General features: G+C 71.8%; 15 protein-coding genes. All 15 read left to right on the forward strand.

Features of this window, described 5'->3' with window-relative positions:
* The first annotated feature begins 63 nt into the window (after positions 1–63).
* The 15 genes from ACIO3R_RS37175 (at position 64) to ACIO3R_RS37245 (ending at position 15,984) form a co-directional block, all read left to right on the forward strand.
* Complete coding sequence (locus ACIO3R_RS37175; RefSeq protein ID WP_402111436.1) at positions 64–1,062, forward strand: MBL fold metallo-hydrolase; 999 nt, start codon at positions 64–66, stop codon at positions 1,060–1,062.
* Between the two features lie 95 nt (positions 1,063–1,157).
* Positions 1,158–2,528 carry an ATP-binding protein gene (locus ACIO3R_RS37180; RefSeq protein WP_385025940.1) on the forward strand — a complete coding sequence of 457 codons (1,371 nt, stop codon included), beginning with the start codon at positions 1,158–1,160 and terminating at the stop codon, positions 2,526–2,528.
* Positions 2,525–2,950: a roadblock/LC7 domain-containing protein gene (locus ACIO3R_RS37185; RefSeq protein WP_363028602.1), complete on the forward strand. Its 426-nt coding sequence runs from the start codon at positions 2,525–2,527 to the stop codon at positions 2,948–2,950. The genes ACIO3R_RS37180 and ACIO3R_RS37185 overlap by 4 nt, the downstream gene beginning before the upstream one ends.
* Positions 2,947–3,300: a DUF742 domain-containing protein gene (locus ACIO3R_RS37190; protein WP_385025943.1), complete on the forward strand. Its 354-nt coding sequence runs from the start codon at positions 2,947–2,949 to the stop codon at positions 3,298–3,300. The genes ACIO3R_RS37185 and ACIO3R_RS37190 overlap by 4 nt, the downstream gene beginning before the upstream one ends.
* A complete protein-coding gene (locus ACIO3R_RS37195) occupies positions 3,278–3,892 on the forward strand; it encodes an ATP/GTP-binding protein (protein ID WP_385025946.1) in 615 nt (204 codons plus the stop codon). The genes ACIO3R_RS37190 and ACIO3R_RS37195 overlap by 23 nt, the downstream gene beginning before the upstream one ends.
* On the forward strand, positions 3,889–5,163 hold the full coding sequence (locus ACIO3R_RS37200) for a cytochrome P450 (RefSeq protein WP_402111439.1): 1,275 nt from the start codon (positions 3,889–3,891) through the stop codon (positions 5,161–5,163). The genes ACIO3R_RS37195 and ACIO3R_RS37200 overlap by 4 nt, the downstream gene beginning before the upstream one ends.
* An 83-nt stretch (positions 5,164–5,246) precedes the next feature.
* The gene (locus ACIO3R_RS37205; RefSeq protein ID WP_385025952.1) at positions 5,247–5,666 is read left to right on the forward strand and encodes a cell division protein SepF; all 420 of its coding nucleotides are present in this window, start codon (positions 5,247–5,249) and stop codon (positions 5,664–5,666) included.
* A gap of 154 nt (positions 5,667–5,820) precedes the next feature.
* Positions 5,821–7,233, forward strand: coding sequence for an ATP-binding protein (locus tag ACIO3R_RS37210; protein WP_402111441.1), 1,413 nt, complete (start codon positions 5,821–5,823; stop codon positions 7,231–7,233).
* On the forward strand, positions 7,230–7,589 hold the full coding sequence (locus tag ACIO3R_RS37215) for a nucleotide pyrophosphohydrolase (RefSeq protein WP_385025958.1): 360 nt from the start codon (positions 7,230–7,232) through the stop codon (positions 7,587–7,589). The genes ACIO3R_RS37210 and ACIO3R_RS37215 overlap by 4 nt, the downstream gene beginning before the upstream one ends.
* 125 nt (positions 7,590–7,714) lie before the next feature.
* Complete coding sequence (locus ACIO3R_RS37220) at positions 7,715–8,251, forward strand: DUF6099 family protein (RefSeq protein ID WP_385025961.1); 537 nt, start codon at positions 7,715–7,717, stop codon at positions 8,249–8,251.
* A 99-nt stretch (positions 8,252–8,350) separates the two neighbouring features.
* Entirely contained in the window at positions 8,351–9,274 is a 924-nt protein-coding gene (locus ACIO3R_RS37225) for an LLM class F420-dependent oxidoreductase (protein WP_385025964.1), read from the forward strand.
* A 254-nt stretch (positions 9,275–9,528) separates the two neighbouring features.
* Positions 9,529–10,431, forward strand: coding sequence for a homocysteine S-methyltransferase (mmuM, locus tag ACIO3R_RS37230; protein ID WP_402111506.1), 903 nt, complete (start codon positions 9,529–9,531; stop codon positions 10,429–10,431).
* A gap of 43 nt (positions 10,432–10,474) precedes the next feature.
* Positions 10,475–11,950 (forward strand): 3' terminal RNA ribose 2'-O-methyltransferase Hen1, encoded by a 1,476-nt coding sequence (locus ACIO3R_RS37235; protein WP_402111507.1) that lies wholly within the window; start codon positions 10,475–10,477, stop codon positions 11,948–11,950.
* A complete protein-coding gene (locus ACIO3R_RS37240; protein ID WP_402111444.1) occupies positions 11,947–14,649 on the forward strand; it encodes a polynucleotide kinase-phosphatase in 2,703 nt (900 codons plus the stop codon). The genes ACIO3R_RS37235 and ACIO3R_RS37240 overlap by 4 nt, the downstream gene beginning before the upstream one ends.
* A 102-nt stretch (positions 14,650–14,751) precedes the next feature.
* Positions 14,752–15,984 carry an arginine deiminase gene (locus ACIO3R_RS37245; protein WP_402111446.1) on the forward strand — a complete coding sequence of 411 codons (1,233 nt, stop codon included), beginning with the start codon at positions 14,752–14,754 and terminating at the stop codon, positions 15,982–15,984.
* The last annotated feature ends 99 nt before the right edge of the window (positions 15,985–16,083 follow it).

Here is a 16,083-nt window from a genome sequence, read left to right on the forward strand (position 1 = left end):
ACAAGACCCCTTTGTGGCCGAGTTCGAACGCACGACCGGAAAGTGGTCGGCATAATCGCGTCCATGTCGATCACGGGTGGAGACGTCGTTGACCTGGGCCGGAACCTGCACGCGTGGCTCCCGCCGAAACGGGGCTGGGGGCTGGCCAACTGCGGCCTCCTCGTCTCGCCCCGCGGCGCGCTCTGGATCGACACCCCGTACGACCCGGTGCTGGCGGGGCAGTTCCTGGCCGAGAGCACGAGGCTGCTGCCCGACGGTGTCTCCATCGACCGGGTGATCGTCACGCACGCCAACGGCGACCACTTCTGGGGCGCGGGCGTGCTGCCGGACGCGGAGATCATCGCGACCCGCGAGGCCCGGGACCACATTCACTACGAGCCCACCCCGAAACAGCAGCACGCGCTCGTCAACGGCAGCGATCCGGCCGGACCGCTCGGCGCCTACCTCGGCCGCCACTTCGGCCCGTTCGACTGGTCGCAGACCGAACCGGTCCAGCCGACCACCTACTTCACCGGGGAGCTCGAACTGACCCTGGGGGAGTACCCCGTCCAGATCTCCGCGCTGCCGTCCGCGCACACCACGGGTGACCTGATGGTCCACCTGCCCGCCCAGAGCGCCGTGTTCAGCGGCGACATCATCTTCTCCTCGACCCTCCGGCAGCCGGGGGACCACCCGATCCACTGGGCGGGACCGCTGAGCAATGTGATCGCCGCCTGCGAACAGGTGCTGGCCACCGGAGCCGAGACCGTCGTGCCGGGCCACGGGCCGGTTCTGGACCGGGCCGGGGTACGCGACCACATCGTCTACCTGGAGTACGTACGGGAGCGTGCACACGCCTTCCACTCCGCCGGGGTGCCCGCCCTGGAGGCTGCCCGCCGGGTGATCGGTGAGGGCCGCCACCCCGAACTGGGACTCCCCGAACGGCTGGTGGTGACGATCGGCAGCGAGTACCGGCAGCTCGACGGTTCCGCACTGCCGGGTGTACTCCAGGTGATGACCGAGGTGGCCGTACTGGCACAGGAAGTGGAGCAGGCCCGTGAGACCGCGGGCGCGGCGGAGTGACCGCCCGGCCCGCCGCACCGGCCGGGCCGTCCGCCTGATCCTCCGCCGCCGCCCCGGCCGGAGGACCGACCCGACGACAGAAATGCGGTAACGGCATGGGATGGATCGTGGCGGTGATCGCCGTCATGGCCGCCGTGGCGGCGGCGATGCGCTCGTACGGGTCCGCCCGTTCGGAACAGCTCGCCGTGGCCCACGCCGAGCTGACCGAACGGCAGATGAAGGCCGCGGAGGCCCGCACCGCCGCACTCGTCGACGAGATCCGGCAACTGGCCCACAAGCGGATACCGGCCGCCGCGACCGCCCTCTCCCACCCCAGCGCCCAGGTCCCGGGACTGCGCGAGGCGGCCGAGGTGGACGGCGACGCCGCCCGGCTGCTCACCGAAGCCGTACAGGCCGCACGCACCGCCGTCATCGAGGAGCGGCAGCGCGTCGACGCGGCCGCCCGCGCGGCGATGCGCGGCACCTCGGCCAAGATCCAGTCGCTGCTCAACCAGTCCCAGCAACTGCTGCACGAGCTCCAGCACGAGTACGACGACCCGCGCATCCTCCAACTGGACTTCCGCAACGAACTGGCTCTGCGCCGCACCCAGTCCACCGCCGTGCTGTGCGACGCCTGGCCCGGTCTCGCCCGGCAGAACTCACCGCTCGTCGAGATCGTCCTCGGAGCCCAGTCCCGCGTCGCCGGCTACGAGCGGATCAAGGTGGCCAACCATCTGCGCGAGGAACGGCTCGCGCTCGCCGCCAGGGCCGCCGAACCCCTCGCGATCGCCCTCGCCGAACTGCTGGCGAACGCCACCGCGTACTCGCACCCCGACACCGATGTGACGGTGACGCTCCAGCAGAGCGGCGGACGGGGCGCGTTCCTGGTCGTCGACGACGCGGGCATCGGCATGGACGAGGACGCGCTCGACCGGGCCCGCGCCCTCCTGGCAGGCCCCTCGGAGGTGCTCCTCACCGAGCTGGGCGACCCACCGCAGACCGGCTTCGCGGTCGTCGGCCGGCTCGTGGTGCAGTACGGCTTCCACTGCCACATCGAGGCCTCGCCGTTCGGCGGCATGCGGACGATCCTGCGTGTCCCCGCCCATCTGCTGACGGTGCTGAAGGAGGACCGGACCCTCTCCGCCCTGGCACCGACGCCCGTATCGGCGCACCCCGCCCCGGCGGAGCCGGAGGCCCCCGCGCCGCCCGCGCAGGACCCGCCGCAGCCCGCCGCCGCGGAGCCGGCCGGCCTGCCCAGCAGGCGCCGGCGCGCACCCAAACCGGCGGCGGTCGCGTCCACCGCACCCGCCGCCGCCTCGTCCGCCGGACAGATGCCCCGTACACCGGAGCAGGCCGAGTCTTCCTGGGCGGCGCTCCAGCAGGGCACTCTCAACGGCAGGAGCGTCGCCGGGCGGGCCCCCGCACCGGATTCGGACGGCCACGACCACCTGGGCGACCAGGACGACCAAGGAGACGACGAGACGTGAGCGCCCCCAGCCCCACCACCGGTGACCTCGCATGGGTGCTGAGCCCGCTGCTGGAACTGCCCGGAGTCCAGCATGCCGTGGTCGCCACCGGTGACGGCCTCATCGAGGGCGCCTCACCCGGCCTCGACCGGGCGTCCGGCGAACGGGTCGCCGCGATGACGGCGACCCTGCACGCCGCGGCCCGCGCCTTCACCACGGCGTTCACCGACGTCGAGGGCCCGAAACTGGCCCAGACGGTCGTCGAGTCCGATCTGGGCTTCGCCGTCGTCGTACCGGCCGGGAACAACACCACACTCGCCCTGTTCGCCGAACCCGGCGCCAAACTCGGCGACATCGCCTACCAGATGCAGGTGCAGGTCACCGCGCTGACCCGGGCGATGCACGCGCCCGCCCGCCAACCGGACACCGCCGCCCGACCATGAGCTCCGGACCGGGACGCCGTCTGATCCCCGCCTATCTGGTCACCGGCGGCCGGTCCCGGCCCGCCGGCCCCGCGCTCGACCGGCTCGCCGTGCTCGTACGCACCGACACGGCCCCGCCCCCCGACTCCGGCTCGGAACAGCGCAGGCTGTGCGAACTGCTGGAACCGGGCGCACTCACCGTCGTCGAGTGCGCGGCCCACCTGGACCTGCCGGTCAGCGCCACCGTGTTCCTGGCCACGGATCTCGCGGCCGCCGGACTTCTGCTCACCCGACCGCCGATACCCAGTGCCGGGGAGATCGACCGGTCACTCGTCGAGAGGCTGCTCGTTGGACTCCGCTCCCTCCACTGACCGGACCGGCGTCGGCTATCTGCCGACTGCCGCCCGGACCCTGATGAAGCTCGTCGTCACGGGTCCCTTCGGCGTGGGCAAGACGACCCTGATCCGTACGCTCTCGGAAATACCCACACTCCACACCGAGGAGGCGATGACCCAGTCCAGCACCCTGCTCGACGACACCGCCGGGCTCCCCGACAAGACGACGACCACGGTCGCCATCGACTTCGGACGTCTCACCGTCCTGGACGACCTGGTGCTGTACATGTTCGGCACGCCCGGCCAGCAGCGGTTCCTGCCGCTGTGGGAGGACATCGCGCGCGGGGCGCTGGGCGCGCTTGTCCTGGTGGACACCCGACGGCTCGGCGACTCCTTCGCGGTCATGGACATGGTGGAGGAGCAGGGGCTGCCGTACGCCGTCGCGGTCAACCGCTTCCCCGACGCGCCCGCCCACAGCGACGAGGTCCTGCGCAAACACCTCGACCTCGCCCCCGGGACCCCGCTGATCCAGTGCGATGCCCGGGAACGCCGCGGCAGCATCGACGCCCTGATCGCGCTGGCCGAACACGTGCTGACCCGACTGCCGCAACCCGAGGACCCGTCATGACCCTGTTCGTACAGCCGCCGCAGCCCCTCGCGCTGTACGGCCCCGACTTCGCGGCCGACCCGCACGGCCACTACCGCAGGCTGCGCGAACACGGGCCCGTGGTACCGGTCCGGATCGCCCCCGGCGTCGAGGCGATGCTCGTCACCGACTACCAGGCGGCCGTCGATCTGCTGCGCGACACCCACACCTTCAGCAAGGACCCCCGCGCCTGGCAGGCGACGGTCCCGCCGGACTCGCCGGTGCTGCCCGTGCTCGGGCACCGCCCCACCGCGCTGTTCAGCGACGGCGACGAGCACGCCCGCTACCGCGACGCCATCAACGACACCCTGGCGCTGATCGAACCGCACATCCTGCGGGCGGAGGTGGCCAGGGTCGCCCAGCAGCTCATCGGCGAGTTCGCCGCAACCGGCACCGGCGATCTCATCGCCCAGTACGCCCGACGGCTCCCGCTGCACGTCTTCATCACCTGGTTCGGCGTGGCCCCCGACGACGCCGAACGGATCGTCGACGGCATCGGCGGCATGATGAACTCGGCGCAGGGCGCCGCCGCCGCGTACGCCGACCTCGTCGACGTCGTCACCCGACTCGTCGCCGACCGGCGCGCCCGCCCGCGCCGCGACCTCACCTCCTACTTCCTCGCCCACCCGGCCCGTCTCGACAACGACGAGACGGTGCGCCAGATCACCCTGGTGATGAGCGCCGGGCACGACCCCACCACCAACCTGATCGGCAACGCCACCCTGCACATGCTCACCGACGAGCGGTACGCGGGCTCGCTGCACGGGGGAGCGATGACCGCGCACGAGGCGATCAACGAGGTCCTTTGGCAGGACCCGCCGCTGGCCAACCTGGCCGCGCACTACCCGCGCCACGACACCGAGTTCCACGGCGTCCGGCTGCGCGCCGGACAACTGGTGCTGGTCTCCTTCGGGGCCGCCAACACCCAGTCCGCACCGGCCGCCCCGGACGCGGGGGCCCGTTCCGGGGCCAGCGCCCACCTCGCCTGGTCGGCGGGACCGCACCGCTGCCCCGCGAAGCAGCCCGCGCTGCTCATCGCGATGACCGCGATCGAGCAGCTCACCAGCCAGCTGTGTGACGCGGAACTGGCTGTTCCGGTGAGCGAACTGCTGTGGCGACCCGGCCCGTTCCACCGGGCCCTGGCACATCTTCCGGTACGTTTCACCCCCCTCGACATCAGGGCGACCGCCGTCCCCGACGAGCGCTCCGCGACCGCGCCCGGCAGCACTTCCACGGTGTCGATCGGGTCCTGAGCCGTGTCGCTGGTAGGCCGAACGGGTGAGGGGCGAGAGAATTGCCCGATGAACAGTGAGCGCAGCCGGCGCAACGCCAACCGATGCACAGACGGGGTGGTCCGGTGAGCAGGTACGACAGGTATGACGTCACCGATGAGCAGTGGGAGGGACTGGCCCAGGTCGTACCCCTGCGCAGCCGCAACGAGTGGCCCTCCCGAGTGGACCACCGGACGGTTCCGGAGGAGCGGGAGAGCGCGGAACAGCGGCGCATGGTGGTGCTGCGGGTCCAGATCTTCGCGGACGCACGCGAGGTCGCCGAGTACCTGGTCGCGCAGATTCCGGTGCTGCTCGATCTGACCAGCGCCGAGACCGATGTGGCCAAGCGGATCCTGGACTTCACCAGCGGGGTCGTCTTCGGGCTGGGCAGCGGAATGCACCGGGTGGACCGGAACGTCTTCCTGCTGTCACCCATCGGCATGGAGGTCGAGGGCGTGACGGCGGCGGGCTTGCCAGGGGCCTAGAAGGGCTGCCGCGAGGGCATTGCGGGGCGGTCGCGCCTCCGGGCTACCCAGATCGGTGGCGCGGTATGCGGGCGGGCGACGGCTTACTTCGATCGAAGGACGGCCGATCCGGCGGAACGGTTCGCCGGGAAGGCGCCTGCGTACGGTCCGGGGCATGACCGCACCCCGCCCAGGCGCCCTTGCGCCCGATCCCGTCCGATCCGGGCTGCCGGACCGATCCGGGCTGCCGGACCGGACCGATTCCGGCTCCGATTCCGGCCCCTGCCCTTGCCCTTGCCCTTGCCCCGGCCCCGTCCCTGGGCCTTGGGGCGACTCCGATTCCGCGACCGGCCTCGCTGTCACCCCAAGGAACGGGCGTCGGGCCGGGCCTGTCGTGACCGAACTGCGGCTCTCCGCCTTCGCCGCGCACCGGGGCACGGTCGTGCCGCTGGCCCCGCTCACCCTCCTCGCCGGTCCCTCGGGCTGCGGGGCGTCGAGTGTGCTGCGCGCGTACGAGGCGCTGTCCCGGCTGGCAGCCGGGGCGTCGCTCGCCGAGGTGTTCCCCGATCCGGCGGGGTGCGTGCCCGAAGGGGCCGCACCCGACCGGCAGGGGCGGCGCGGGTTCCGGATCGGGTGCACGGCGGACGGCCCGGCCGGGCCGGTCCGGCTCGAACTCGCCGTCCAGGCCGAGCCCACCCTCCGGATCGTCGGCGAGCGGCTGACCAGGGCCGGGCAGACTCTGCTGAGCACCGCGCTCCGTGATCCGGGGCGGCCGACGCTCCAGGCTGCCTGGCACACCGCGGACGAGCTCCCGGTGAGGCGGGAACAACTGCCGGACGACCGGCTGGGCACGGCGCTGCTGCCGCTGCGGGTCGCGGGCCGGACACCGGGCCAACTGCAAGTGCTGGCCGCCGCCGAACAGATGGTGGTGGCCCTGCGCCCGGCCTTCGCCTGCGAACCGCGGCCCCATCGGATGCGGACACCGGTGCCGACGGACGAGGGCCGGCTGCGCCGCGACTGCGGGAACCTCGCGGCGGTACTGCATGCCGCGCGCAACGGGCAGGGACAGGGGCAGGACCAGAGACTGGGACAGGGCCAGGGCCAGGGACTGGGACTGGGGCAGGGCCAGCGACAGGTTTACCGATACGGGCACGGGCGCCGCCATGCCCGGCTGGTCGCGCTGGCGAACGCCGGATGCGCGCGAGCGGTGACCGGGATCGACGTCGAGCGGCCGGCGGACGGGCTGGTCCGCGCGGTCGTGGCCCGGGGCGACGGACCCGGCACCCCGCTGGAAAGGCTCGGGGACGGCGAACTCCGGTATCTGGCACTGGCCGTGGCCCTGATCATGGGGCCGGGGACGGACCCGGCGGAAGGCGATTCAGAGGTGCCGCAGGCTCTGCAAACCCTGACCGTGCTGGCCGACGGGCTCGACCGTGACCTGGACGGACAGCAGACGCGGGAACTGCTGACCGCGGCGGCCTCGGCAGCGGCCGCCGGCCACGTCCGGCTGCTCGGCACGGTGACGGAGGCGGGAGCGGCACGGGCCCGCAGGACGGCCGGAGCGGCGGTGGTAGACCTGGGGATGTGACAGAACTCGACGTACCCGCTCTGCAACGACGGCTCGCCGCATTCGCGGCCGCACGCGACTGGGAGCAGTACCACACCCCCAAGAATCTGGCGTCGGCGCTGAGCGTCGAGGCATCCGAACTCATGGAGATCTTCCAGTGGCTGACGCCGGAGCAGTCGGCGCGCGTGATGGATGATCCCGCGACCGCGCACCGGGTGTCGGACGAGGTCGCCGATGTCCTCGCGTATCTGCTGCAGTTCTGCGAGGTGCTGGGCATCGACGCGACGGCGGCCCTCGCGGCCAAGATCGAGCGGAATGAGGTGCGCTTCCCTGTCACAAAGGGTAGTGATACCCCCGATCGTCACTCTTTGGAGTGATCAACTTATTCACATTCGACAGGGTGTCCACAGATTTCCGAATTCCCCTGGCCTTTCGGTACCACCGCCCTCACTGTGGGTAATGGAAGAGGTGAGCGGGTTTTCGTATCGAACGGGGGCAACACATGGAAGCGGAGCGGCTGGTAAGGGTCATTAGGCGGGCGCTGTCCCAGAGCAGGGGCACGCCGGACATCATCGCGGAGGCCTGGCAGGCCCAGGCCCTGGCCCAGGCGGTCGGCAGCCGGCTGGCGGCGAGCGGCCCCAAGGAGTTACGGGGCGAGGCGGGAGGTCTCAGCGAGATCGGCGGCAGAAGCAACGGGGCACTTGACCACCCGGCGGCGCGGGCCGGGGTGGCCAGGGCGACACAGCTCTCCGAAGTCGCCGATCCGCGCGCCGCGCTGACGGGGCTGGGCGCGCTGCTCGGGGAAGTGGGGATAGCCCTGGTCGGGGTGGCGTGCGAGACCGATGAACAGAGCCTGTACTGGCAGTGCATGGAGGCGATCGACGCCGCCGACGAGTCGACGGACCGGGTCCACGGAATGCTCCGGCTGCTCGACGAACGGGACCGGGAGCGCCAGCAGGATCTGGAGCGCGGCAGGGAGCGGGACGGACCCCACGGCGTGCTCCACGGACCGGCGGGACCGGGCGCCGGGCGGCCCTGAGAGCCCGGCGCCCCGGATGCCCGGGATGCCCCGGGACACTGCGGCGGTGAAAGGCGGCAGGAGAAGGACGCGCGGTGCCCGGGGGTGCAGGATGGACGCATGGATCTTCGAATCTTCACCGAGCCCCAGCAAGGGGCGAGCTACGACACTCTGCTCACCGTCGCCAAGGCGACCGAGGACCTCGGCTTCGATGCCTTCTACCGTTCCGACCACTATCTGCACATGGGAGGGGGAAACGGTCTTCCCGGCCCGACTGACGCCTGGATCACGCTGGCCGGGCTGGCGCGGGAGACGAAGCGGATCCGTCTCGGCACGCTGATGACAGCGGGGACCTTCCGGCTCCCCGGTGTGCTCGCCATCCAGGTGGCACAGGTCGACCAGATGTCCGGCGGCCGTGTCGAACTGGGCCTGGGCGCAGGCTGGTTCGAGGACGAGCACAAGGCATACGGCATCCCGTTCCCCCAGGAGAAGTTCGGCCGCCTGGAGGAGCAGCTCGCGATCATCACCGGGCTGTGGTCGACCGAGGTCGGCAAGACGTTCAGCTATGACGGCACGTACTACCAGCTCACGGACTCGCCCGCGCTGCCCAAGCCGGCGCAGGCAAAGGTGCCGGTACTGATCGGCGGGCACGGCGCGAAGCGCACACCGCGGCTGGCCGCCAAGTACGCGGACGAGTTCAACATCCCGTTCGCCTCGCTGGAGGACAGTGAGCAGCAGTTCGGCCGGGTCAGGGAAGCGGCTGAGGCGGCGGGCCGGGGACCGGACGACCTGGTGTACTCCAACGCCCTGGTCGTCTGTGTCGGAAAGGACGACGCCGAGGTGGCGCGCCGTGCCGCCGTCATCGGGCGGGACGTGGCGGAGCTCAAGGCGAACGGCCTGGCGGGCTCGCCCGCCGAAGTGGTCGACAAGATCGGCCGGTTCGAAGCCATCGGGGCTTCGAGGATCTACCTCCAGGTGCTGGATCTCGACGACCTGGCACACCTGGAGCTGATCTCGTCTCAGGTCCAGTCCCAGCTGACCTGAGAGGTCCAGGCCCCTCTGACCTGACCTGACCTGACCTGACCTGACCTGAGAGGAGAGGAGCACCTGTGCAGCCCGCCCGCGATTCCGCCCGCGATTCCGCCCGCGATTCCGCCCGCGAGTCCGTCGGCGAGTCCGTCGGCGAGTCCGTCGGCGATTCCGGCCGCGAGTCCGCCCGAGACTTCCGCGACTCCGGCCGGCCCTTCGCCGGGACGCCGTCCCGGTCCCTCGCGGCTGCCCTTGCGGCGAGGACGGTCCTGCTCGACGGCGGACTCGCCTGCCAACTGGAGGCGCAGGGCTGCGATCTGTCCGACGCGCTGTGGTCCGCCCGGCTGCTCGTCGACGGGCCCGAGCAGATCGAGGCGGCGCACACGGCGTATGTGCGGGCGGGGGCGCAGGTGCTCATCACCGCCAGTTATCAGGCGAGTTTCGAAGGGTTCGGGCGGCGTGGCATCGGGAGGGCGGGGGCGGCCGCGCTGTTCGCCCGGAGTGTGGAGCTGGCCCGGCGGGCGGCCGGTTCGGTGGCGCGGGACGTGTGGGTCGCCGCCTCGGTCGGCCCGTACGGGGCGGTGACGGCGGACGGCGCGGAGTACCGGGGCCGGTACGGGCTCTCGGTCCGGGAGCTGGAACGCTTCCACCGGCCCCGGATCGAGGCGCTGGCCGCCGCCCGCCCCGACGTGCTGGCACTGGAGACGGTGCCGGACAGCGATGAGGCGGAGGCGCTGCTGCGGGTCGCGGGGGAGTGCGGGCTGCCGGTCTGGCTCTCCTGCACCGTGGCGGACGGGGAGACCCGGGCGGGACAGCCCCTGGAGGAGGCGTTCGGCCTCGCGACGGGGCAGGACCAGGTGGTGGCGGTCGGGGTGAACTGCTGCGATCCGGCCGACGCGGACCGGGCCGTCCGGACGGCGGCGGAGGTGACCGGCAAGCCGGTCGTCGTCTATCCGAACAGCGGTGAACGCTGGGATGCCGGGCGACGGCGATGGGCCGGGGACGCCGCGTTCGATCCCCGGCGGGTCCGGGCCTGGCGGGCGGCCGGTGCGCGGCTGGTCGGCGGCTGCTGCCGGGTCGGTCCGGACACCATCGCGGAACTGGCCGCGCTGCTCGGAGCACCGGCGGCGAACCACACGGAAGGAGGGACGGAAGATCCGGCGACGGGCTGAAATTGCCTGGTGAGAGGGAGTGAACCCGACCATAATCGGACGGGTGTTCCTGACGATCAGTACAACCGGCACCCCGGAGCGTCCCGCCACCGATCTCGGATTCCTGCTGCACAAGCATCCCGAGAAGGCGCAGACGTTCTCCACTTCCCATGGCACCGCGCACGTCTTCTATCCCGAGGCGTCCGTGGAGCGCTGTACGGCGGCGCTGCTGCTGGAGGTGGATCCCGTGGCGCTGGTGCGGCGGGGCAAGGGCAAGGGCCGGGGCGGTGCTCCTGACGCGGCACTCGCCCAGTACGTCAACGACCGCCCGTACGCGGCCTCCTCGCTGCTGTCCGTCGCGATGAGCACCGTCTTCAAGTCCGCGCTGAGCGGCGCCTGCCGGGCGATGCCCGAGCGGGCCGAGGAGACGCTGCCGTTGCGGATCGAGGTGCCCGCCCTCCCGGCCCGTGGTGGTGCCGAGCTGGTGCGCAAGCTCTTCGGCCCGCTCGGCTGGTCGCGGGTGGACGCGGTGGCCGTACCGCTGGACGAGCAGTTCCCCGAGTGGGGGGACTCCCGGTACGTACGGCTCGTGCTGGAAGGCGAGCTGCGACTGGCGGACGCGCTGCGGCAGCTGTACGTCCTGCTGCCGGTGCTCGACGACGCCAAGCACTACTGGGTGTCGCCCGACGAGGTGGACAAGCTGCTGCGCGCCGGTGAGGGCTGGCTGGCCGATCACCCCGAGCAGAAGCTGATCACCAGCCGGTATCTGGCCCGCCGCTGGGGGCTGACCAGGCAGGCGATGGAGCGGCTGGAGCTGGTCCGGCTGGCCGAGTCGGACGACCTCGATGTCGAGAGCATCGACAACGCGGTCGACGAGACGGCCGACACCGAGGAGCGGCCGGTGCCGCTCGCAGAGCAGCGGCGGACCGCGATCCTGGCCGCGCTGAGCGGTGCCGGGGCGAGCCGGGTGCTCGACCTGGGCTGCGGACAGGGCCAGTTGGTGCAGGCGCTGCTGAAGGACGTGCGCTTCACGGAGATCGTCGGGGTCGACGTCTCGATGCGCGCCCTCACCATCGCCTCGCGCCGGCTGAAGCTGGACCGGATGGGAGAGCGGCAGGCCGCCCGCGTGACGCTTCAGCAGGGCTCGCTCACGTACACCGACAAGCGGCTCAAGGGCTACGACGCGGCGGTGCTCAGTGAGGTCATCGAGCACCTCGACCTGCCGCGGCTGCCCGCGCTGGAGTACGCGGTGTTCGGCTCGGCCCGGCCCCGCACCGTGCTGGTGACCACGCCGAACGTCGAGTACAACGTCCGCTGGGAGACGCTCTCGGCCGGGCACGTCCGGCACGGTGACCACCGGTTCGAATGGACCCGGGCCGAGTTCCGGGACTGGGCGGGCGGGGTGGCCCGCCGGCACGGGTACGCGGTGGAGTACGTCGCCGTGGGCCCCGACGACCCCGAGGTGGGGCCGCCCACCCAGATGGCAGTTTTCACCATGACCGTGGCCGACGAGACCGAGAAGGGGGCGAAAGCCGCATGAGCGGTACCAGTGACAGCACCGACGCAGACACCAGCGCAAGCACCGGTCACAGCACCAACGACAGCGACAGAGGCAGAGACAGCGAAAGCCGCAGCAACAACGGCAACAACAGCGACAGCAGTAACAGCAGCAGCAACAGCGAAAGCAACACGCGCACCCTGCCGGTGACCGACCTCTCCCTCGTGGTGCTCATCGGGGCGAGCGGCTCGGGCAAGTCCACCTTCGCCCGCCGGCACTTCGAGCCGACCGAGATCATCTCCTCGGACTTCTGCCGGGGCCTCGTCGCCGACGACGAGAACGACCAGAGCGCGAGCCGGGACGCCTTCGACGTCCTGCACTACATCGCGGGCAAGCGCCTGGCCGCCGGACGGCTGACCGTCGTCGACGCCACGAACGTCCAGCCCGAGAGCCGTCGTCAGCTGGTCAAGCTGGCCCGGGAACACGACGTGCTGCCCATCGCCATCGTGCTCGACCTGCCCGAGGAGGTCTGCCTCGCACGCAACGCGGCCCGCCCGGACCGCGCCGACATGCCCCGCCACGTCGTCCAGCGCCACCGCCGCGAGCTGCGTCGCTCGCTGCGCGGCCTGGAGCGCGAGGGCTTCCGCAAGGTCCACATCCTGCGCACCGAGGACGAGGCCGGGCGTGCGGAAGTGGTGCGTGAGCGCCGCTACAACGACCTCCGCCACCTCACCGGCCCCTTCGACATCGTCGGCGACATCCACGGTTGCAGCTCCGAGCTGGAGACCCTGCTCGGCAAGCTCGGCTACGTGGACGGCGCGCACCCCGAAGGGCGTACGGCGGTCTTCGTCGGCGACCTCGTCGACCGCGGCCCCGACAGCCCCGGCGTGCTGCGCCGTGTGATGTCGATGGTGGCGGGAGGCAACGCGCTCTGCGTGCCCGGAAACCACGAGAACAAGCTCGGCCGCTACCTCAAGGGCCGCAAGGTCCAGCCGACCCACGGACTCGCGGAGACCATCGAGCAGTTGGAGCGGGAGGACGCCAGGGGCCCGGAATTCCGGGAGCAGGTCACGGAGTTCATCGACGGGCTCGTCAGCCACTACGTACTGGACGGCGGCAGGCTGGTCGTCTGCCACGCCGGGCTGCCCGAGAAGTACCACGGGCGCACCTCCGGCCGGGTCCGCTCGCACGCCCTGTACGGCGACACCACCGGCGAGACCGACGAGTTCGGTCTGCCGGTGCGCTACCCGTGGGCGGAGGAGTACCGGGGCCGCGCCGCCGTCGTCTACGGCCACACGCCCGTACCCACCACCTCCTGGGTCAACAACACCATCTGCCTCGACACCGGCGCCGTCTTCGGCGGGAAGATGACCGCGCTGCGCTGGCCGGAGCGCGAGCTCGTCGACGTACCGGCCGAGCAGGTCTGGTACGAGCCGGCGAAGCCGCTGACCACCGAGGCGCCGGGCGGCCGTGAGGGCCGTCCGCTGGACCTCGCCGATGTGCAGGGCCGCCGGATCGTGGAGACCCGGCACATGGGCCGGATCGCGGTGCGCGAGGAGAACGCGGCGGCCGCGCTGGAGGTCATGAGCCGGTTCGCCGTCGACCCCAGGCTGCTCACCTACCTCCCGCCGACCATGGCGCCGACGGCCACCTCGAAGGAAGAGGGCTATCTGGAGCACCCGGCCGAGGCGTTCGCGCAGTACCGGGCGGACGGCGTGGCCAGGGTCGTGTGCGAGGAGAAGCACATGGGCTCCCGGGCGGTGGCCCTGGTCTGCCGGGACGCGGACGTGGCACGGGAACGCTTCGGCACGGGGGACGCCGGCGGCGGGGACAGCCCGACGGGCGCCCTGCACACCCGCACCGGACGCCCGTTCCTGGACGATGCCGCGCTGACCGAGGCCGTCCTCGGACGGCTGCGCGCGGCGGTCACCGCCGCCGGGCTGTGGGAGGAGTGGGACACCGACTGGGTGCTGCTCGACGCCGAGTTGATGCCCTGGTCCCTCAAGGCGGCCGGGCTGCTCCGCTCGCAGTACGCGGCGGTCGGCGCCGCCTCGGGCGCCGTCTTCCCCGCGGCGGAGGCCGCCCTCGCGGCAGCGGTGGAGCGTGGCATCGACGTCGGCGCGCTCGCGGACCGGCAGCACGGCCGGGCCGAGGACGCGGCGGCGTTCACCGAGGCCTACCGCCGGTACTGCTGGAGCACCGAGGGGCTCGACGGGGTCCGGCTGGCACCCTTCCAGATCCTCGCCGTGCAGGGCCGCTCGCTCGCCGCCGTGCCCCATGACGAGCAGCTGGCCTGGCTGGACCGGCTGGTGGAGCACGACCCCACGGGCCTGCTCCAGGTCACCCGGCGGCTCGTCGTCGAGACCACCGACGAGGCGTCGGTCCGCTCCGGCATCGACTGGTGGCGGGAGATGACCGGCCGTGGCGGCGAGGGCATGGTGGTCAAGCCGCTCGGCGCGTTCGTCAGGGACGGCAAGGGCCGGCTGGTCCAGCCCGGCATCAAGGTGCGCGGCCGGGAGTACCTGCGGATCATCTACGGCCCCGAGTACACCCGCCCGGAGAACCTGGACCGGCTGCGCGGCCGCTTCCTCGGCCACAAGCGGTCGCTCGCCCTGCGTGAGTACGCACTGGGTCTCGAAGCCCTGGACCGGCTGGCCGGGGGCGAGCCGCTGTGGCGGGTGCACGAGGCGGTCTTCGCGGTGCTGGCGCTGGAGTCGGAGCCGGTCGACCCCCGGTTGTAGGGCGCGTCCGGCGGGCCGGGAGGCAGTGGGATCCCGGCCCGCCGGAAGAACCGGCAGGCGATTCGCCGGGTGAACGGCGCTCCGCGCGGTGAGGATGGGTGCATGGGATTCCATGTCGACTCCGAGGCCGGGCGGCTGCGCCGCGTCATCCTGCACCGCCCCGATCTGGAACTGAAACGGCTCACCCCGAGCAACAAGGACGCGCTGCTCTTCGACGACGTGCTCTGGGTGCGCCGGGCGAGCCAGGAGCACGACGGCTTCGCGGACGTGCTGCGCGACCGAGGCGTCGAGGTGCACCTCTTCGGGGACCTGCTCCGCGAGTCGCTGGAGATCCCGGTGGCCCGGCGGCTCGTGCTGGACCGGGTCTTCGAGGAGAAGGAGTACGGCCCGCTCGCCACCGAGCATCTGCGGGCCGCCTTCGAGGAGCTGACCGCCACCGAACTCTGCGAGGCGCTGGTCGGCGGGATGACCAAACGGGAGTTCCTGGAGCGGCACCGCGAGCCGACCTCGGTGCGCTTCCACGTCATGGACCTGGACGACTTCCTGCTCGGGCCGCTGCCGAACCACCTCTTCACCCGTGACACCTCGGCCTGGATCTACGACGGGGTCTCCATCAACGCCATGCGCTGGCCGGCCCGGCAGCGCGAGACCGTCCACTTCGAGGCGATCTACGGGCACCATCCGCTCTTCACCGGCCCCGACGCGGGCGCCTTCCACCGCTGGTCGGAGGGGCAGGCCGCCTACCCCTCCACCATCGAGGGCGGTGACGTCCTGGTCATCGGCCGGGGAGCCGTCCTCATCGGAATGAGCGAGCGCACGACCCCGCAGGCGGTGGAGATGCTGGCCCGCGGACTCTTCGACGCCGGGTCCGCCCGCACGATCGTGGCGCTCGACATGCCCAAGAGCCGGGCGTTCATGCACCTGGACACGGTGATGACGATGGTCGACGGGGACACCTTCACCAAGTACGCGGGCCTGGGGATGCTCCGCTCGTACACCATCGAGCCGGGCGACGGCCCGCGTGACCTCAAGGTCACCGACCATCCGCCCGAGCACATGCACCGCGCCATCGCCGAGGCGCTGGGCCTGGACTCGATCCGGGTCCTCACCGCCACCCAGGACGTGCACGCCGCCGAGCGCGAGCAGTGGGACGACGGCTGCAACGTCCTGGCCGTCGAACCGGGCGTCGTCGTCGCCTACGAGCGCAATGCCACCACCAACAGCCACCTGCGCAAGGAGGGGATCGAGGTCATCGAGATCCGCGGCAGCGAACTGGGCCGGGGCCGGGGCGGACCCCGCTGCATGAGCTGCCCGGTGGTCCGCGATCCGGTGTGAGCGGTGTGAGCGGTGTGAGCGGTGTGACCCGTGCGGGTGCGGGGCATCGAAACCACTCTGTATAGCGATGCATTGCATCGTATAGACTTCCAGGGTTAC

The sequence above is a fragment of the Streptomyces sp. NPDC087428 genome, assembly GCF_044744085.1.
Classification (GTDB): Bacteria; Actinomycetota; Actinomycetes; order Streptomycetales; family Streptomycetaceae; genus Streptomyces.